The 18,413-nt window shown below is 64.2% G+C and carries 14 protein-coding genes; 7 read left to right on the forward strand and 7 right to left on the reverse strand.

Features of this window, described 5'->3' with window-relative positions:
- Positions 1 to 8 precede the first annotated feature (8 nt).
- Positions 9 to 1,262, forward strand: coding sequence for an RNA polymerase sigma factor (locus JMY29_RS09580; protein ID WP_189075619.1), 1,254 nt, complete (start codon positions 9 to 11; stop codon positions 1,260 to 1,262).
- Between the two features lie 149 nt (positions 1,263 to 1,411).
- Here the strand turns inward: JMY29_RS09580 and JMY29_RS09585 are convergent, their stop codons facing one another.
- Complete coding sequence (locus JMY29_RS09585; RefSeq protein WP_189075618.1) at positions 1,412 to 3,232, reverse strand: HNH endonuclease; 1,821 nt, start codon at positions 3,230 to 3,232, stop codon at positions 1,412 to 1,414.
- 250 nt (positions 3,233 to 3,482) lie between these two features.
- Here JMY29_RS09585 and JMY29_RS09590 point away from each other — a divergent pair, with 250 nt between their 5' ends.
- Together JMY29_RS09590 and hrpB are read left to right on the forward strand one after the other, a co-directional pair.
- Positions 3,483 to 4,526, forward strand: a complete 1,044-nt coding sequence (locus JMY29_RS09590; RefSeq protein WP_055975599.1) for an NAD(P)-dependent alcohol dehydrogenase — start codon at positions 3,483 to 3,485, stop codon at positions 4,524 to 4,526.
- A gap of 87 nt (positions 4,527 to 4,613) precedes the next feature.
- The gene (hrpB, locus tag JMY29_RS09595) at positions 4,614 to 7,220 is read left to right on the forward strand and encodes an ATP-dependent helicase HrpB (protein ID WP_189075617.1); all 2,607 of its coding nucleotides are present in this window, start codon (positions 4,614 to 4,616) and stop codon (positions 7,218 to 7,220) included.
- A gap of 9 nt (positions 7,221 to 7,229) precedes the next feature.
- On the opposite strand, the gene JMY29_RS09600 is transcribed toward hrpB, so the two are convergent.
- Both JMY29_RS09600 and JMY29_RS09605 read right to left on the reverse strand, forming a co-directional pair.
- Positions 7,230 to 8,864 (reverse strand): amidohydrolase, encoded by a 1,635-nt coding sequence (locus JMY29_RS09600; protein ID WP_189075616.1) that lies wholly within the window; start codon positions 8,862 to 8,864, stop codon positions 7,230 to 7,232.
- The gene (locus tag JMY29_RS09605) at positions 8,854 to 10,311 is read right to left on the reverse strand and encodes an APC family permease (RefSeq protein ID WP_189075615.1); all 1,458 of its coding nucleotides are present in this window, start codon (positions 10,309 to 10,311) and stop codon (positions 8,854 to 8,856) included. Before JMY29_RS09605 ends, JMY29_RS09600 begins: the two co-directional genes overlap by 11 nt.
- 151 nt (positions 10,312 to 10,462) lie before the next feature.
- On the opposite strand from JMY29_RS09605, the gene JMY29_RS09610 reads away from it, so the two are divergent.
- The 3 genes from JMY29_RS09610 (at position 10,463) to JMY29_RS09620 (ending at position 14,084) form a co-directional block, all read left to right on the forward strand.
- A complete protein-coding gene (locus JMY29_RS09610; protein WP_018777509.1) occupies positions 10,463 to 11,080 on the forward strand; it encodes a TetR/AcrR family transcriptional regulator C-terminal domain-containing protein in 618 nt (205 codons plus the stop codon).
- The gene (locus JMY29_RS09615; RefSeq protein ID WP_189075614.1) at positions 11,077 to 11,811 is read left to right on the forward strand and encodes a M50 family metallopeptidase; all 735 of its coding nucleotides are present in this window, start codon (positions 11,077 to 11,079) and stop codon (positions 11,809 to 11,811) included. The genes JMY29_RS09610 and JMY29_RS09615 overlap by 4 nt, the downstream gene beginning before the upstream one ends.
- A gap of 170 nt (positions 11,812 to 11,981) precedes the next feature.
- Entirely contained in the window at positions 11,982 to 14,084 is a 2,103-nt protein-coding gene (locus JMY29_RS09620; protein WP_189075613.1) for an elongation factor G-like protein EF-G2, read from the forward strand.
- A gap of 2 nt (positions 14,085 to 14,086) precedes the next feature.
- Here JMY29_RS09620 and JMY29_RS09625 read toward each other — a convergent pair whose 3' ends face one another.
- On the reverse strand, positions 14,087 to 14,752 hold the full coding sequence (locus tag JMY29_RS09625) for an alpha/beta hydrolase family protein (protein ID WP_189075612.1): 666 nt from the start codon (positions 14,750 to 14,752) through the stop codon (positions 14,087 to 14,089).
- Positions 14,753 to 14,865: 113 nt separating this feature from the next.
- Here JMY29_RS09625 and ligD point away from each other — a divergent pair, with 113 nt between their 5' ends.
- The gene (gene ligD / locus JMY29_RS09630) at positions 14,866 to 15,888 is read left to right on the forward strand and encodes a non-homologous end-joining DNA ligase (protein ID WP_189075611.1); all 1,023 of its coding nucleotides are present in this window, start codon (positions 14,866 to 14,868) and stop codon (positions 15,886 to 15,888) included.
- Positions 15,889 to 15,914: 26 nt separating this feature from the next.
- Here ligD and JMY29_RS09635 read toward each other — a convergent pair whose 3' ends face one another.
- Genes JMY29_RS09635 through JMY29_RS09645 form a run of 3 tightly spaced genes read right to left on the reverse strand, consistent with a single transcriptional unit; the run spans position 15,915 to position 18,395 of the window.
- Positions 15,915 to 16,535: an L-threonylcarbamoyladenylate synthase gene (locus JMY29_RS09635; protein WP_018777514.1), complete on the reverse strand. Its 621-nt coding sequence runs from the start codon at positions 16,533 to 16,535 to the stop codon at positions 15,915 to 15,917.
- 20 nt (positions 16,536 to 16,555) lie between these two features.
- The gene (locus JMY29_RS09640) at positions 16,556 to 17,428 is read right to left on the reverse strand and encodes an ABC transporter permease (RefSeq protein WP_189075610.1); all 873 of its coding nucleotides are present in this window, start codon (positions 17,426 to 17,428) and stop codon (positions 16,556 to 16,558) included.
- Positions 17,412 to 18,395, reverse strand: coding sequence for an ABC transporter ATP-binding protein (locus JMY29_RS09645; protein WP_374757505.1), 984 nt, complete (start codon positions 18,393 to 18,395; stop codon positions 17,412 to 17,414). Before JMY29_RS09645 ends, JMY29_RS09640 begins: the two co-directional genes overlap by 17 nt.
- Positions 18,396 to 18,413: the final 18 nt, after the last annotated feature.

Below are 18,413 nucleotides of genomic sequence, written 5' to 3' on the forward strand. Positions count from 1 at the left end.
CATCGCGCGTGAGCAGCAACGAGGCAAGGGCCGCCGTCGAGGCAGTGTGGCGGAGCGAATCTGCCCGCATCGTCGGCGCCCTTGCCCGCTATACGGGCGATTTCCCGCTGGCCGAGGACCTTGCCCAAGAAGCCCTCGCAGAAGCGATCGTGTCGTGGTCCGTCAAGGGTATTCCGTTGGAACCTGCGGGCTGGCTGCTGACTGCCGGACGACGCCGGGCCATTGACACCTTCCGCCGACGTTCCGCTCAGGACGAAAAGTACGCGCTGTTGGCCCGCGAGCTGACTGAAGAGGCGGCAGGAGCGGACGCGCTGTTCACCACGGATGCGATAGATGACGACGTCCTGGCCTTGATGTTCATCTCCTGCCATCCGGTCCTCTCGAAGGAAGCGCGAATCGCCCTGACACTGAGGGTGGTTGGTGGCATGGGGTCCGATGAAATCGCCAAGGCGTTCCTGGTTCCGCTAGCTACCGTCCAGGCCCGCATCACCCGCGCCAAGAAGACCCTCGCGGCCGCCCATATACCGTTTGCCGTGCAGGAGCGCGACGAGATCCCCGAACGGCTTGGATCCGTGCTTCACGTCATCTACCTCATCTTCACTGAGGGGTCCTTCGCTTCTGCGGGGGACTCGTGGATGCGGACGGAACTCGCTGGCGAAGCACAGCGGCTGGCCCGGGTGCTTGTCCGGCTGGCGCCTGAACCCGAAGTATTCGGGCTACTCGCGCTGATGGAACTAACGGCCGCCCGATTCCCGGCGAGGATCGACGCGGCCGGGAACCCGGTACTCCTTGCCGACCAGGATCGACGGCGCTGGGACCAGTCAGCGATACGACGCGGCAGGGCGGCACTCGCGACTGCGGTGAGCACTGGACGGGGTCTTGGTACGTACGGGTTGCAGGCATCGATCGCCGAATGCCATGCCATCGCCCGCACTGCGGACGAGACAGATTGGCAACGCATTGTCGTCCTGTATGAAGCGCTGGGGCGGCTCACCGGGTCGCCTGTCGTTGAACTCAATCGCGCGGTGGCCGTGGCCATGGCCGCAGGGCCGGCTGCCGGCCTGAAGCTCGTGGATTCGCTCGCAGCCAGGGGCGAGTTGGAAGGATCTCACCTTCCGCCAACAGTGAAGGGAGAGTTGCTGGCACGGCTTGGGTGCTACGCAGACGCCGAAGAATCACTGAAACTGGCCCTCGACCGCTGCACGAACGCAGCCGAACGGACTGCCCTGGAGCGAAAGATCGCGCAACTCGGTAAGAGCTGACCGAAGTCACGGGATTGATGAATCATTCCGTGTTGCCGGCCGACGCAGTCCCGGATTCTCAGGAGAATGAAATTCCAGCCGGGTCTAGAGGCAGGGACGTCCCAGCCAGGTCTAATGCACGGCATAGTCACGTCTAATGCACGGCATAGTCACGTCGTGTGATGGGCAGCATGCTGGTTTTCCCGCCCGGTGTCATGTTTGGGTGGTGTGTGGTGGTGGTTGCGTCGGGGTGTTTGGTGGGGGTCGATGTGGGGTGGGGGGATGAACCAGGGGACGCCGTTTTGGATGGTGATGCGCCAGTGTTCTTTGTGGATGAGGTGGTGGTGGTGGGAGCAGAGCAGGGTGGCGTTGTTTGTTCCTGTGGTGCCGCCTTGTGACCAGTAGGTGATGTGGTGGGCTTCGCACCAGGGTGCGGGGAGGGTGCAGTCGGGGAACGCGCAGCCGCCGTCGCGGGCGGTGATGGCTTTGCGGATGTGGGGTGGGAAGATCCGGGTGGTTCGGCCGATGTCGAGTATTTGGGAGTCGGTGCCGAGCAGGACGGGGAGGATGTCGGCGTCGCAGGCGATTTTGCGGATGGTGTTGGGGTGGATCGGGCCGGTGTAGGTCGCGGTGCCGGTACTGACAGTGTTCCGGGTGTTGGTGCTGGCAGTGTTCCGGGGGCCCGGCTGATGTGTCGCGTTGGGCTGCTTCGGGGTGTTGGTTTCTTTTGTGGCGCTCGTGGTGGTGTGGGTGAGGTGTTGGAAGAGGTCGTGGTGGTCGATGGTGACGGTGAGTTGGGGTCGGAGTCCGCCGTTGCTGGGCAGTTTCCCGGTGGTCATGGCTACGGCGCAGGCGCCGACGAGGCCGTCGAGGAGTTTCTGGGCGCGGGAGCGCCGGTCCAGCTGAGGGCCGGTGGTGCCGGTGCCGGTGGTGCCGGTGGTGTTGGTGAGTCGTGGGTTGGTGGCGGCGTTCATGGCGGTGGTGAGGGTTTCGTATTGTTCGGTGGTGGCGAAGATTTCCAGGTGGTGGAGTCCGTGGCGGCGTTGGCGGCGGAGGAACGCGCCTTGGACGTGGTGGAGGGCTTCTTCGGTGGGTTCGGGGCCGTTGTGGTCGATGTGGTCGATCCAGCGGTTGGCCATTGTGGTGACGAAGTCGGGGTCGGATTGTGTGGCGGTGGTGGTGAGGGCGTGTTCCATGCCGGTGAGGGTGTCCGGGTCGGTGAAGTGTTGGGCTTTGTCCAGGGCGGTGCTGATGATCGTCGCGGACCGGGACGGGACCTGTCCGGTGTGGAGGGCGTCGGCGAGTCTTTGACGACGGGCCGGGATTTGCTGGCCGGTTATTCCGGCCCCGGGCAGGATCTCGTTCGCGAGGGCGAGCCGGCGCCGTGCTTCGCCGATCCCGATCCTCAACCGGGCTCGGAGGAACTCCGCTGCGTTCCGGTACCCATCATCCAAAACACTGCCACCACCACCAGCACCACCACCATCAGCAGCAGCAGCCGGGACGGAGTCACCGCCACCGCCACCTTCTGACTCACCGGCGGGCTCGGTCCAGCCCGTCCGCCATTCCTGGGCGCCGGACGCCGGGGACTGTCCGGGCTGCTGTGCCGGCACCGCACGCTGCGCCTCGGTCCGGGTCCGCTCCACAGCCTGCGCCGCGACGACCTGCATGTACTCCAGCTGCCGAGACAGATCCTCTACCCGGCCCGCAAAATCAGCAGCCTCCCCAAAGCCAAACAACCGGGCATCGGCAGCGACCGAACCACACAGCTCGGCCAACGCCTCGGAAGCATCGTCAAGCAACCGTGCCTGTTCTGAGGGAGCACCTCCAGAGCCGGACGTGGGTCCGCAGCTGACAGGAAGCCTCTTACTGTTGTGATCGCTCGGGGACAAATCGCTGGAGCCTGATTGCCCGGATTGCGGATTCCCTGAACGGAAGGACACGTCGGACGGTTCGCCCGGCCGACTGAGAACCTGCCCGTTTGTGTCCATGCAACGAGCCTGTCATGGCCCGACGCCGGCGATTAGCCCCCTCACGGGCTATGTGGAAAAGTCCGTGACTACGCCGGTCTTGGAAGCCGAAAATCCACCCATGCAGCTCCTGCTGACAGAGCCTCTAACGGCAACATCCTCATCATGCCGAGAGGGTTTCTGCCAGTACCCGTAACAGCAGTGACTGCTTACACTCAGCCAAAGCGTGTTAGATGGAAACATCCACTAAAGACAGACACGTTGGAGAAACATGCCTACCGCTTCCGCATTTGCCTCACCCTCGGCCACGGGCGACCTGACCCTGACCACCATTGAACGCCGCGAAGTTGGCCCGAACGACGTCCATATTGATATCAAGTTCGCGGGTATCTGCCACTCGGACATCCACACCGTTCGCGGTGACTGGGGTCCCCAGCAGTACCCCTTGGTGCCGGGCCACGAAATCGCCGGCATCGTTACCGAGGTTGGCGCCGAGGTGACCAAGCACAAGGTGGGCGACCGCGTCGGCGTCGGCTGCATGGTCAACTCCTGCAAGGAATGCAAGAACTGCCTGGCCGGCGAGGAACAGTATTGCCTGAAGGGCAACGTGGGCACCTATGGCGCGGTGGACCGCGACGGCACCATCACCCAGGGTGGCTACTCCAGCAACGTCGTGGTGAATGAGGACTTCGTGGTGACCATTCCGGAAGGGCTGGACCTCGATGTTGCTGCTCCGTTGCTTTGCGCCGGTATCACCACCTTTTCGCCGCTGCATCACTGGGGCGCGGGTCCGGGCAAGAAGGTAGCGATTGTCGGGCTGGGCGGTCTCGGACACATGGGCGTCAAGATTGCCCACGCCATGGGTGCCGAGGTGACGGTTCTGTCGCAGTCCCTGAAGAAGATGGAAGATGGCCTGCAGTTGGGCGCGGACCACTATTACGCGACCAGTGACCCCGCCACCTTCGAACAGCTTGCCGGTACGTTCGACCTGATCATCAACACGGTCAGCGCTTCGATCGACATCAGCGCCTACCTCCAGTTGTTGACGCTCGACGGGACGCTCGTCAACGTCGGCGCGCCCGCTGAACCGCTCCCGGTGAACGCCTTTGCCTTGATCGGCGGTCGCCGTCGTTTCGCCGGCTCCATGATCGGTGGCATCCGCGAAACGCAGGAGATGTTGAACTTCTGTGCCGAGCACGGCCTTGGTGCGGAGATCGAGGTCATTCCTGCCAGCAAGATCAATGACGCTTACGAACGAGTTCTCGCCTCGGACGTCCGCTACCGCTTCGTCATCGACGCCTCCACCATCGGCTAGTCCGAATGTTTCGAAAGGCCGCGCCCTCCAAAGGGGCGCGGCCTTTCGGCTGCCGGGACGCCACCAAAAAGCAGCGACAATGGTTTGGTGACTTTCAGACTGGACACCATTGGCAGGGGACTGGTCTTCGCCGACTCCATCCAGGACCTTGCAGCGGCCCTGTCGCAGCAGGGCGACGGCGGCACGGCGGTTGTGCAGGCACCGCCAGGTACGGGAAAGACCACGCTGGTGCCGCCGCTGCTGGCGAACCTCATTGGTCAGTGGCATTCCGGGCAGCCACGCGTCGTCGTGACCCAACCCCGGAGGGTCGCAGCACGTTCCGCCGCACGGCGGCTCGCTTCCTTGGGCGGAACCCGGTTGGGCAGCAAGGTGGGCTACACCGTCCGTGGCGAGTCCAGGACGGGTCCGGACACGATGGTGGAGTTCGTTACTCCCGGGATACTCATCCGGCGACTCCTCGACGACCCCGGTTTGGAGGGCGTCCAGGCGGTGGTCCTGGACGAGGTCCATGAGCGGGGCCTTGAGTCTGATCTTCTGGTGGGGATGCTCGCCGAGGTCCGCGAACTCCGCGAGGACCTCACACTGGTCGCCATGTCGGCAACCCTTGATGCCCGGCGGTTCGCCGCGTTGTTGGGAACCGGGGACGACGGCGGCGGGCCGGCTCCCGTTATCGACTGCCCTTCCGCAATGCACCCTTTGGACGTTCAGTGGCGTCCGTTCCGGGAACACCGTTTGGACGAACGGGGAGTGGCCCGTGCCTTCCTCGATCACGTTGCCCGCACCACGGCGGAGGCCCACGCAGCCGCCGTGGCCGGGAACCCCGACGTGGATGCCTTGGTGTTCCTCCCGGGCGTCCGTGAGGTGTCCGACGTCGCTTCCCGCCTACGGGCGGAGGTGTCGGGGAACGTTGAGGTTCTTGAGTTGCACGGCCAAGTAGGTCCTGACGCCCAAGACCGCGCAGTATCCGGGCGGGAGCCGGGAGGCGCAGCCAGGATCATCGTGTCCACGTCTCTGGCTGAGTCGTCACTCACCGTTCCGGGAGTCCGGTTGGTCGTCGACTCAGGGCTGTCCCGTGAACCGCGCAGGGATGCCGGCCGCGGCATGTCCGGTCTCGTTACCGTCTCCTGCTCACGTGCATCGGCGGATCAGCGTGCGGGGCGCGCGGCGCGGCAGGGACCGGGTACCGTGGTCCGCTGCTACGACCAACGGGACTTTGCTTCCGCCCCTGCCCATCAAACCCCGGAGATCCTGGCCTCTGACCTGACTGGAGCGGCGTTGGTGCTCTCGTGCTGGGGCGCGCCCCGCGGCAAGGGGCTGGCGTTGCCGGATACCCCGCCCTCTGCCGCCATGGACGACGCTATGGAAGTGCTCAGGGAACTGGGCGCCGTGACGGAAGACGGAACAGCCACCGCCCTGGGCAAAACTCTTTCGCGCGTACCCGCCGATCCGCGTCTGGCCCGGGCCCTGCTGGACGGATCAGCAGTTGTGGGCCGACGCGTCGCGGCCGAGACGGTGGCCATGGTGGCCGGCGATCAGCGTGCTCCCGGGGCGGTCTTGACCAAGCTACTGGGCTACCTGCGTTCCGGATCAGATCCCGCAGCGCGGCGTTTCGCCGAAGACGTGAAGCGGATGGAGAGCATCGCGCGGCAGGAGGCGACCGCCGTCGTGCCCTTACCAAATGCCCGCCACATCACGGCGGCTGAGGCGCCCGGCTTCGTGGTGGCGCTGGCGTTCCCGGACCGTATGGCCAAACGCGTTACGGGGAGTGGCCCGGACAGCTATCTGCTGACCTCGGGTACGCGGGCGGGACTGCCGGCCGGGAGTCCGTTGTCAGGGCACGATTGGCTGGCGGTTGCTGAGGTCTCACGCGCGCAGGGCCGCGACGCTGCCGGGACAGGTGCGGTTATTCGCTCGGCCGCGCCGCTTTCGGCGGAACTGGCCGAGGCCGCGGCCCCCCACCTCTTGACCGGGAAGGAGTACGCCACCTTTGACCAAGGTCGCGTGACCGCCCGCCTGGAACGGAGGCTTGGGGCGATTGTGCTGTCCTCAACGCCGGTACGTCCCAGCGTCGCGTCCGGACGAAGGGCAGTAGCAGAGTCCCTGGGCAAGAACGGATTATCCATGCTGCATTGGTCCAGCAACGCCGATGCGTTCCGGCGGCGTTTGGCCCTGCTCCACCGTGAGCTCGGTGATCCTTGGCCAGATGTCACGGAATCAGGCCTGTTGGCCAGGTTGGAAGAATGGTTGGCCCCCGAGTTGGAGGCGATGGCCACTGGCACTGCTGCCAGTGCCGTGAATCTTGCCGATCCGCTGCGCCGCCTCCTTCCATGGCCGGATGCCGGCCGTTTGGACGTTCTTGTTCCCGAACGCCTTGCGGTGCCCAGCGGTTCTCTGGTGCGCCTTGACTATCCGGACGTGGATGACGACGGCGGTCGTCCCGTCGTGGCGGTCAAGTTGCAGGAGTGCTTCGGCTGGGACAGCACGCCCCGGCTGGTGGACGGCAGGGTGCCCGTGCTCTTTCACTTGCTGTCCCCGGCAGGGCGTCCCCTGGCCGTCACGGATGATCTCTCGTCTTTCTGGTCCGGCCCCTACGCGCAGGTCCGGGCAGAGATGCGGGGACGTTATCCCAAGCATCCCTGGCCCGAAGACCCGTGGACCGCACCGGCTACCGCCAGGACCAAGAACCGGATGTAGGGCGGCCTGCTAGGCCGAACGGTCCAGCATGAACTGGATTTCCCCGTCCACGAACGTTCCCAGGACGCGGCTTGCGGCCAGCTCGTCCGGCGCTGCGCTAAGAGGGTCCAGTTCAAGGACAGTGAAGTCCGCCCGCTTGCCCTTGGAAATGGACCCCGAAACATCCCATAGCCCTGCGGCTTTTGCTGCGTGTGAGGTGTAGCCCTCAAGCGCTTGAAGCGCCGTAAGTGCCTGGGCGGGAGCGATGGGGTCCTGCTCCGGGTGGCCCGAACGGCGCCGCAGGCGTGCATCCGCCATGATGGGCAACGGCGGGAAAGGAGCGATTGGCCAATCGGAGCCAATCCCCAGGGCGACACCGGCTTCACGAAGATCCCGGCAGCGCCACGCCCTGTCGGCCCTCTCGGGACCGAGCCTGGTGGACCAGTTGTCGCTATGGTCGGCCAGGGAGTAATGAGTGCAATGGGTCGGTTGCATGCTCGCCACCACCCCCGCATCCTTGAAGCGCGCCACGAGTTCGTCCGGAACGGTTTCGAGGTGCTCGATCCTGTGGACGGTCCGGCGGAGGACATCCGGCGGCACAACATCGCGGAGGGACTCCATCGCCTCCAGCACGTGTTGCACTCCGGCGTCACCGATCGCGTGGGTCGCCGTCGGGATTCCGCGGGTCGCGAAGTAGCGGACGGCGGCTGAGTATTCTTCTGGCCGCGGCCAGAAGGGCGCCGTGGATTCGCCGTACAGATCGGGTTCGTAGAGCCAGGCCGTTCCGTTGTCCACCGTTCCATCTACGAACAGCTTGATGGCTTCAACGGACCAGCGGCGCCCACCCTTGCCCAAGGTACGGGCGAGTTCCTTCCAGTCGTCCTCTCCGGTGCCCGGCATGCACCACGGCGCAGAGCGCAGCCGGAGCGGCAGCTCACCGTCGGCCTCGAGTGCGTGGAAGAGCGCTGCGGATTCTGCACTGTGGTCCATGATGTGGCCGCCGGTGAGTCCCGACCTCGCAAAATCCCGGAGCAATGCGGCCAGCCTCGTCTTGCGCCGGGCAAAGGACTCCTGGGGGATGTGGCGCTGCACGAGCTCCATAGCGGCGGCTTCTAGCAAGAGGCCGGTAGGAACTCCTTCGGCGTCGCAGACCACTTCCGAGGCTTGCTCGAAGGCGTACCTGCCACGGACGCCGCCCACCTCCAGGGCGCGGCTGTTGGCCACGGCCGAGTGCCCGTCGAACAACCGGATCAGTGCCGGTTTGCCGCCGCTGACATCGTCCAGCATGCTGCGGTGCAAGGGAGCCGTGCCGAACGCGTTCGGATTCAGGCCCCAGCCACGCAACCACTCGTCGTCGTGTGCTGCCTGGTCGCGGAGGAGCGTCCGGACTTCATCAAGCGTCGACGCACCGGATAGGTCCACACCGACGGTGAGGTCCAGGCCGAATACCGGATGGATGTGGCAGTCAACCAGGCCCGGTGTGAGTGTTGCGCTGCCGAAGTCCACCACGTTTGTGCCCGCCTGTCGCCAGTCGTGGGCGTCAGCGCGGCTTCCGACGGCGGTCACGGTGCCGTCGCTGACCGCGACCGCTTGGACGGGCCCACGCTGTGGGTGCTTGTCCAGGGTGTGGATGGTATCGGCGAGGACGATGAGGTCAGGAGTCATGGGTTTCAAAGCTTCCAATCCGGGCGAAGACGTCGGGGCGGGCAGTGCGCAGGCGGCGGGCGATCAGCAGGCCTGCGAGGAAAACGATGGGTGTGACAGACAGGAGAATGGCGTTGGTGACGGCATCGGCAAAGGTCAGCAGTTCGATGTTGACGGCGATCAGCGCCACGACCCCGAAGAGCAGGAAGGCCGATGCAATGCTCACTGGAATGAGCACTCGGTTGGTCACTGCGGCGGGGTTCCGGCGCAGGTAGATGAACGCGGCCACCGAAACAAGCCCCTGCAACGCCACGATCCCCACGATGCCTGGAGTGTTGACCCAAATGAGCAGGTGCTTGTAGGGGTCGGCATTGGCCACGGCACAGATCAGGATGACGACGGCGGCCAGCACCGTCTGGATCTGTCCCGCACGGTGCGGTGACTTGTATTTCGGGTGTGTCCTGCCCAGGAAGGCGGGAAGGATCCCGTCCTTGGCCAGCATGTAGACATAGCGGTTGATGGCGTTGTGGAAGGCCAGCTGGGAGGCATAAACGCTGGTCACGATCAGCACATACATGACGACCTCCGCCCAGGGGCCCACGTACTGGTTAATGGTGGCGAAGAACATCCCGTCGGCGAGTTCACCGGCAGCAGCCACCACGTTCCCGTTGCCGAATGCCTGGATGACCGTCCACACAATGAAGGCGTAGAACACGGACATGAATCCCACGGCGATGTAGGTCGCCTTTGGGACGGACTTGTCCGGATTACGTGCTTCACGCCGGTACAGGACCGTTGATTCGAAGCCCATGAACGCCGCGAAGCAGATAGCGAGAATGGCCAGGACTCCGGGAGTGAAGGCGTTTTCGGGGGAGAAGGAAGCGAAACTGATACCTTCGGCACCTCCGCGGGCCAGGATGCCAACACCCATGATGGCGAGGATCGCGGTCTCAGCGATGAGCAAGACGCCCAGCACCTTGGCGCCGACGTCAATTCCGCGGTAGCCGAGGAACCAAACAGCCGCTATCGCGGCCAGGGCTACCAGCGGCCAAGGGACTTCCAGGCCGAAAAGCGTTCGAAGCATGGCTTGGGTCTGGACCGCGAACAGCCCGTAGACCCCGATTTGCAGACAGTTGTAGGACACGATCGCGAGGATTGCCGAGGCAAGTCCCACCGTCTTGCCCATGGCCAATGTGATGTAGGTGTAGAAGCCGCCGGCGGCTTTGACGTGCTTGGTCATTGCCATGAAAGCGACGGCGAATACCAACAGCACCGCGCCGGCGACGACGTAGCCCATGGGGGCGCCGATGCCCCCGATTCCAATGGCTACGGGGGCCACGCCGGCCATGACGGTAAGTGGGGCCGCTGCGGAGATCACCAGGAAGGCGATGCCGCCGGTGCCGATGGCGTTCCGTTTGAGCCCGTTTCCAGCATCGGCTGCTGGCGGTCGGGTTTCCAGATCAGACATGGGGATCCTATGGGGTGAAGGGGAAAACTGGGGGAGGGAGACTTAAGCGAAAGCCTTTCGTTTATCGTAAGGTCTTGTGATCCGCAGCACAATACCCATCGGGCAACTTCTGGCTAGAGTCGTAACAACAACCTTGAATGGAGTACCCCGTATGGCACGCCCGCTGGTCCCGCTGATATCCATCGACGCACTCGTCACCGCCGCCCTGGAGTTGGTGGACGAGGCCGGGGACTTCAGCCTGCCCAAACTGGCCAAACGGATCGGCGTCAGCCAGTCCTCCATCTACAACCACGTCAGTGGACGCGAAGAGATCCTTGAACTCATGCGGGGCCGCATCATCTCCGAAAGCACTTACGAACTCGACGCCCGGCAGGATTGGGAGGCCGCCCTTCGCGCGATTGTCCGCAGCTACCGGGATGCCTTTGCCCGGCACCCCAGGCTCGCTCCGCTGCTGGTACTGCAGACGGTGCAGGACCACCAGGTCCTTGGGCTCTACGAGGACCTGGCACTGGCCCTGGAAGCCGCCGGTTTCCGCGGCCGCGACGTGTTGTCCGCGATCTCCACCATCGACAGCTTCGCACTGGGTTTTGCCTTGGATCTGGCAGCCCCGGACGTTGTCTGGGCACCTCCGCAGCAGGGCTTCCCGGCCCTCAGCGGCGCCTTGGCCAACGCGGGACCTGCCGATGAGCGGGGCGAAGCGGCTTTCGAATTCGGTTTGGAAATCCTCATCGCGGGCTTGCATTCCCGGCTGCGGACCGCGGTTCAGTGAACTTTCTGCAAACGTGGTGGGAGGCGGTGGTCCGTGGTTTCACCCAGACCCACACCACTGCCGTACCCATGCCTGTCCTCGTTGGCATCCTCGCCTGTGCTGTGGTCCTCAGCATCCCGCGCGCGACGTGGCGATGGTTCGGCCTGTACGTCACCTTCGTCCACGAACTGGGCCATGCCTACGCAGCCCTCATGACGGGAAGATTCGTCCATGGACTCCGGATCGGGCTCGATCACTCCGGCCGCCTGGTCAGCAGTGGCCGGAGCGCCTTCGGTGCGGCGTGGTCCGGTTTCTGGGGTTATCCTGCCCCGGCCGTCGTGGGACTGTGCCTGATTGCGGCGGTCAGTGCCGGGCGGTCCGGCGCTGCCATGTCGGTCGGGGCCTTGATCCTGTTGGTTTCCCTGGTCTTCCTGCGCAACCTCACGGGGATACTGGTGGCTCTGGCCAGCGCAGGGATTGCCCAGGTTTTGCTCCTTTTCGCCACTCCCGACGTCGTCAACTACGTAGTGTTGGCCCTGGGCGTAGCCCTGACCGTAGGAGGGGTGCGTGACCTCCTCAAGCTGGCCGGCGTCCACACAAGACGCCGTGAACGCCTCGCTTCGTCAGACGCTTTCATTCTGGGCCGGACCACTGGCGTGCCTGGGTTTGTGTGGCTCTCCGGGTTCACGGTCGTCATTGCCGGCTGCGTGGCGGCGTCAGCGTGGTTGCTGTGGGGGATGCTCACCGTTTAGCCCGGCATCAGGGACAGCGGGGGACGTGCGACGCCGCGGGCTTTGGTTCAGTGGCTGCAGGCACTTGCCCTGTGGTCGCCTCAGGGTGTCCAATCCTCTTAAAGATTCGGAGCTCTGGATGCGAACCATGAGCGTTCGGGCTCCGTGGCGGGAGAACCTCAGGAGATGCCATGTCTGCAAAGGGCACGCGCGATGCGGGAAAAGCTACAAGCCCCACCGCGAATGAAACCAGGCGCAGTGGGAACGGCGTGGTTTCTGCACACCGAGACCCCGCCAGGATTCGCAACGTGGCGCTGGTCGGGCATTCGGGCTCCGGCAAATCGATGCTGGTCGAAGCGCTGCTCGCGGCAACGGGAGCCATTACCAGGATGGGCTCCATCAGCGAAGGCACGACTGTCAGCGATGCTGATCCTTCAGCCATCCATCAACAACGGTCGGTAACCCTGTCCGTCGCACCGATCCTCATTGGCGACATCAAGGTCAATCTGATCGACACCCCCGGCTACACCGACTTCACAGGCGAGTTGCGGGCTGGTTTGCGGGCCGCCGACGCGGCCCTTTTTGTTGTGTCCGCCGTGGAGGGAATCGACGGCGCCACCGTCGCGCTGTGGAGCGAATGCGAAAAGATCCGGTTGCCCCGCGCAGTAGTGATCAGCAAACTGGACCATCCCCGCGCAGACTTCAGCGCCGCCGTCGAGCGCTGCCGGGAAGCCTTCGGAGAATCTGTCCTCCCGCTGTACGTTCCGGCAGTGGGTAACGCCGGCCTCATCGGTGTCCTTCACGGCGCCGCGGAAGAGTTGACCCCCACGGTCGATGTGGAAGCAGTAAGGGATGCCCTGCTGGAAGGAATCATTGCCGAAAGCGAAGACGAAACCCTCATGGACAGGTACCTGGGCGGTGAAGAACTGCCGTTGCCCGACCTCATCAACGACCTTGAAACCGCCGTGTCACGCGGCAGTTTCTTTCCCGTGATGCCCACCTCGGCCGAAACGGGCCTTGGGTTGCCGGAACTGATGGCCCTGCTCACCGACGCTATGCCATCGCCCCTTGAACGGACGCCACCTGCAGCCATGACGCTCAACGGTTCATCACTGAAGACGTTGCACTGCGATCCCTCGGGCCGTCTCGCCGCCGAAGTCGTGCGGACCACCGTGGACCCTTTCCTCGGCCGGGTGTGCCTGGTTCGGGTCTTCTCGGGAACGCTGCGCGAGGATTCGTCCATTCACATCGGCGGCAGGGGACTGGCGGACAGGGGACATGAGGACCACGACGCGGATGAGCGCATCACACACCTGTACTCCCCGTTGGGATCCGGCCTCAAAGCCGTCCCGGAGTGCATCGCGGGTGACATCTGTGCCATCAGTAAACTGGCAAGTGCCGAAACAGGCGATACCGTCTCGGACCGCGAAGCCCCGCTCCTGATCGAGACTTGGAACATGCCCGAACCCTTGATGCCGATCGCCGTGGAGGGCGCATCACGAAGCGACGAAGACGCGTTGGCGAAGAGCATTGGAAAGGTAGCGGCCGCCGATCCAACACTCAGGCTTGAGCGCAACCCGGACACCCATCAGCTCATCTTGTGGTGCATGGGTGAAGCGCACGCCGAGGTGATCATGGACCGCTTGCGAAACCAAGGCGTGAAGCTGCAGACCGTGGACATCATTACTCCCCTTCGGGAGACATTCGCCAGCAAGGCAACCGGACACGGCCGCCACGTCAAGCAATCAGGCGGCCATGGCCAGTTCGCCATCTGCGACATCGAGGTGGAACCGCTGGCACGCGGCGAGGGGTTTGCGTTCACGGACAAGATCGTTGGCGGGGTCATTCCGGGAACGTTTGTCACGTCCGTGGAAAAGGGGGTCCGGGCCCAAATGCTCAAGGGGGTGTCTGCAGGATTCCCGGTGGTGGACATCAAGGTAACGCTGGTGGGTGGCAAGACCCACAGCGTGGATTCCTCCGATGCCGCGTTCCAGGCAGCAGGCGCCTTGGCGCTGCGGGAGGCTGCCGCCGCCGCGAAAATCCAACTCCTTGAACCTGTCTCCTCCGTGGTGATCAGCGTGCCCGACGAATACGTCGGAGCTGTCATGAGCGACCTCTCCGGGCGACGAGGGCGGGTGAACGGCACCAATGCCACCGACAACGAGGGTACCGAGATCCTTGCGGAAGTGCCGGACCAGGAACTGCTGCGTTACGCCATCGAACTCCGCGCCCTCACGGCCGGCACAGGACATTTCCGGAGATCCTACCTTCGCCACGAGCCACTGCCCAAGTAGGTTCAGGCACCCGTTTTCAAGAACGCAGCTACCTCGGGTGCCAGCGAAGCACCTGTTTCAGCGGCGGTCCGTTTCAGGCCCTTGACCGCAAATGAATGGTCACCGCCCTCGCACCACTGGAGCCTCGCCGTCGGGCCGATCCTGGACACCACGCCTTCCAGGATTTCAGGAGTGGCGAAGGTGTCCCGGGTGCCCTGCAGGAACAGCATCGGCACGGTTATTCCGTAGAGGTGTTCATCCCGGAGCTTCTCTGGTTTCCCGGGGGCATGCAGCGGGTACCCAAGGTAGACGAGTCCCTGCGCGGGCATGCCTTCGGCCACCGCCATGGACGCCATGCGCCCGCCGAACGATTTGCCTGCGGCCCATAACGGTTTGCCGTCCGACAACTCTGCCGCTGCCTCCATCACGGCCTGCCACGTTGCGATGGCAAGTGGCGGACGGTCCGGGAAGCGACGCCCGGCTTCGCGGTAGGGAAAGTTGAAACGGAGTGTAGCCACACCCTCCTGCGCCATGGCCGAGGCGAAGCCCTGCAGGAAGGGGTGTTCCATCCCGGCCCCGGCGCCATGGGCCACCACCAAGGTGGCAAAACTGTCCTCAGGCTGGACATGGAGGGCGGAAACACGGGTATCAGCGACGGCGACGGTCAGGGATGTCTCGACGGTGGGCATATGAACATCATTACCTACCGGAGCGGCAGGAGAAGAGCCCATCACGAAACACGCCCTCGGGCATCAGGCACAAGGTGCTGACGCGGCGCACCTTTACGGGGTAGCTTGTGCCCATGGCGAGTGAAGCAACCACTGTAACCGTGCCCGGTACCAACGGCCCACGTGAGGTCAGGATTTCCAGTCCGGGCCGGGTCATGTGGCCGGACGCGGGGCTGACAAAGCTCGATCTCGCCAACTACCTGATCGATGTCGGCGAGCCGTTTGTCGCCGCCAACGGCAACAGGCCTGTGAGCCTTCAACGGTACTCAGGAAACATCGATGGAGAGATGTTTTTCTCCAAGAACCCTCCCAAGGGCGCCCCTGAGTACGTTCGCGCCGTCACTGTTACCTACCCGAGCGCGCGGTCACACCCCCAACTGGTCATCGACGAACCTGCGGCAGCGGTGTGGGCAGCCCAGATGAACACAGTGGTATTCCACCCTTGGGCTTCCCGTGCCAACGATCCCGATAACCCGGACCAGCTACGGATCGATTTGGATCCCCAGCCCGGGACGGATTTCGACGACGCCATCCCGGCTGCGATTGAGCTTCGCTCTGTCCTGGAGGAGGCCGGGCTGACGGCGTTCATCAAGACATCGGGTAACCGTGGTCTGCATGTTTACGCCCCCATCCATCCCAAGCACGAGTTCCTCGAGGTCCGCCACGCCGTGATCGCTGCCGGACGCGAACTTGAGCGCCGCATGCCCGACAAGGTCACCACGGCGTGGTGGAAGGAGGAACGCGGAAAGCGGATCTTCGTGGATTTCAACCAGGCCAACCGGGACCGGACCATCGCTGGCGCCTACAGCCCGCGGGCTGTACCGACAGCGCAGGTGTCCTGCCCTTTGACCTGGGAGGAACTGGAGAATGCGGACCCCGGTAAGTACACCATCACCACCGTTCCCGACCGGTTGAAAAAGGTGGGGGATCCTTGGGCGGCCATGCACGATCATCCAGGTGACATAGACGTCCTGCTCACATGGTGGGAACGCGACGTCGAGAACGGCCAGGGCGAGATGCCTTTCCCGCCGGAGTTTCCCAAAATGCCCGGTGAACCCATGCGGGTACAGCCAAGCCGGGCGCGAAAGCCGGAATAGTACGCCACCGCCGTCGGCCTTGACCGTTATTCGAAGCGGGAAGGATCGCCCGTACCGCGCCGTACCACCTCGGCCACCCCACTCGAAAAGTCGATCACCGTGGTTGGTTCCGAACCTGTGTCTCCGGCATCGATCACGCCGTCCACCTGGTTGTCCAGACGCTCCTTGATTTCCCAGCCCTGGGTCAACGGTTCTTCCTCATCCGGCAGCAGGAGCGTGCTGGACAGCAGAGGCTCTCCCAATTCGGCGAGAAGTGCCTGCACCACCTTGTGGTCCGGGATGCGGACGCCGACTGTTTTCTTCTTGGGGTGCAGAAGCCGCTTCGGAACCTCCCGGGTGGCCGGAAGGATGAACGTGTAGCTGCCGGGGGTGACAGCCTTGATGCTCCTGAAGATGTCGTTGTCCAGCATGACGAACTGGCCCATCTGGGCGAAGTCCTTGCAGACCAGAGTGAAGTGGTGTTTGCCATCCAGATGCCGGATGGTGCGTATCCGGTCCAGCGCTTCCCTGTTTCCGATCTGGGCGCCCAAGGCATAGCAGGAGTCGGTAGGGTAGGCGATCAAGCCGCCGTCCCGCAGCATATTGACCACTTGGCCGATGGCGCGTGGTTGAGGGTCTTCCGGGTGCACATCAAAGAATCTGGCCATGCAAAGAGCCTACGACAAAGCTACGACAACACGTCCTTGTTGGAGAATTTCGCATACGCCAAGGCGCCGCACACCACTATGTAGCCGGACTGCAGCAGCGCGTTCGCACCAAACGATGTCCAGTCGATGGGCTGCCTGAGCAGATCAGCGAAGTCCAGCCAGTGGTGGCTGAAAAGCCACGGATGCAGCCACTCCAGCTGTGGCAGGTTGTCGAGGACCTGCGACACGACGGACAGGACAATCGTGGCTGCCATGGCACCAACAGGCGCATCGGTGAAGGTCGAGATCAAAAGGCCGATCGCCCCCAACCCCATCAGGGACACCGTGATGTAGGCAGCGATCAGCAGCGACCGTAGTGCGGAATCGCCCACGCTGACGGTGTCGCCGGACAGCAGGGTGACCGGCCCTACGGGAAAGAGGACGACGCCGGCCAGGGTGCCTGACGCTGCCACCGTTGCCGTCGCGGCACAACAGAAGGCGACCGTTCCCACGTACTTGACCAACAGCAGGCGAATGCGTCCCGCAGGTGCCAACAGCAGGTACCGCAAGGTTCCGAGGTTCGCTTCCCCTGCGATCGTGTCTCCTGCCACCACACCTATGGTGAGGGGAAGGAACAATGGCACGCATACCACCAGCGCCGTGACCGCCACGAAGAGCCCGTTCTGGGTGATCCTGTCCAGGAACAGCGGGCCGCGGCCAGGAGTTGCGGGCCTCGACGACAACCTCACCGCGACTGCAATCAGGATGGGCACGGCGGCCAACGCGACCAGCATGGCCCACGTGCGGAGCCTGCGGAAGAGTACCGACAGTTCAGAGGCAAGGAGTGCCCACCCTGCCCCGGACCGCCCGGTGGCAGATGGAATATCCGCAGCGGTTTCAGCCGGCAACGTCAAACCCCTCTCCAGTAAGGGACACGAACCGTTCTTCCAGGCTTGCGTGCCCAACGGTGAATCCGCGGACGCGCACGCCTCCTGCAACCAGCGCGGCCACAATCGTCTCCGGGGCCATGCCGTTGAGTCCGGTGCCTATGAGCGTGTCGTCGCCCCTGCCTGTCGCATCACTTGGAACCACACCAAGGCGGGACAGGACGCCTACGGCCACGCCGACGTCGGGCGTGTGGATCAGGACGTGCGACTCCCCGGAGGAGCGCAGCTCATCCAGTGGCCCTTGGGCCACCAGTTTTCCCGCGCTCATAATCCCTGCGTGCGTGCACATCTGCTCGACCTCGGCCAACAGGTGGCTCGAGACAAAGACCGTCGTGCCACCTGCGGCAAGGGAACGAACCAGGGCGCGCACTTCGCGCGTCCCTTGGGGGTCAAGTCCGTTGGTCGGTTCATCGAGGACAAGCAGTTCACGGGGGCGCAGCATCGCGTTGGCCAGGCCGAGGCGCTGTTTCATGCCTAATGAGTAGGCGCGGACCTTCTTTCCGGCAGCATGGCCGAGCCCCACACGATCCAGGGCCTCGTGGGCACGCTGCCGCCTGGTCGATGAGGGTGCGTGGCGGTCGGCCGAGTCCAGGCGCATCAGGTTTGCCTCGCCGGTGAGGAACGGATAGAAACCGGGGCCCTCAACCAAGGCGCCCACGTGCGGCAACACGGAGGTCAAGGATTGTGGCATCTCCTTGCCCAAAACGCTGATGTCGCCGCTGTTCGCCGTGGCGAGGCCAAGCAGCAACCTGATGGTGGTGGTCTTTCCCGAGCCGTTAGGCCCCAGGAAGCCGTAGACCGCCCCCTGGGGAACGGCCAGATCAATGCCGTCGACGGCGGCGCGGCGGCCGAAGCGCTTCACCAGTCCACGTGTTTCGATGGCAAGATTGTCGCCGGTGCCTGGATGGCTTGCCAGGACGGCAGGGCCGGTCAGCGGGCTGGTCGCTGGGTC

Source organism: Paenarthrobacter nicotinovorans (assembly GCF_021919345.1).
GTDB lineage: Bacteria > Actinomycetota > Actinomycetes > Actinomycetales > Micrococcaceae > Arthrobacter > Arthrobacter nicotinovorans.

What these genes read in the sequence shown, in the direction of transcription:
- JMY29_RS09625 (WP_189075612.1), bottom strand. Translation starts at nt 14,752, where the DNA reads ATGCCCACCGTCGAGACATCCCTGACCGTCGCCGTCGCTGATACCCGT.
- ligD (WP_189075611.1), top strand. Translation starts at nt 14,866, where the DNA reads ATGGCGAGTGAAGCAACCACTGTAACCGTGCCCGGTACCAACGGCCCA.
- JMY29_RS09590 (WP_055975599.1), top strand. Translation starts at nt 3,483, where the DNA reads ATGCCTACCGCTTCCGCATTTGCCTCACCCTCGGCCACGGGCGACCTG.
- JMY29_RS09610 (WP_018777509.1), top strand. Translation starts at nt 10,463, where the DNA reads ATGGCACGCCCGCTGGTCCCGCTGATATCCATCGACGCACTCGTCACC.
- JMY29_RS09605 (WP_189075615.1), bottom strand. Translation starts at nt 10,311, where the DNA reads ATGTCTGATCTGGAAACCCGACCGCCAGCAGCCGATGCTGGAAACGGG.
- JMY29_RS09635 (WP_018777514.1), bottom strand. Translation starts at nt 16,535, where the DNA reads ATGGCCAGATTCTTTGATGTGCACCCGGAAGACCCTCAACCACGCGCC.
- JMY29_RS09600 (WP_189075616.1), bottom strand. Translation starts at nt 8,864, where the DNA reads ATGACTCCTGACCTCATCGTCCTCGCCGATACCATCCACACCCTGGAC.
- JMY29_RS09620 (WP_189075613.1), top strand. Translation starts at nt 11,982, where the DNA reads ATGTCTGCAAAGGGCACGCGCGATGCGGGAAAAGCTACAAGCCCCACC.
- JMY29_RS09585 (WP_189075618.1), bottom strand. Translation starts at nt 3,232, where the DNA reads ATGGACACAAACGGGCAGGTTCTCAGTCGGCCGGGCGAACCGTCCGAC.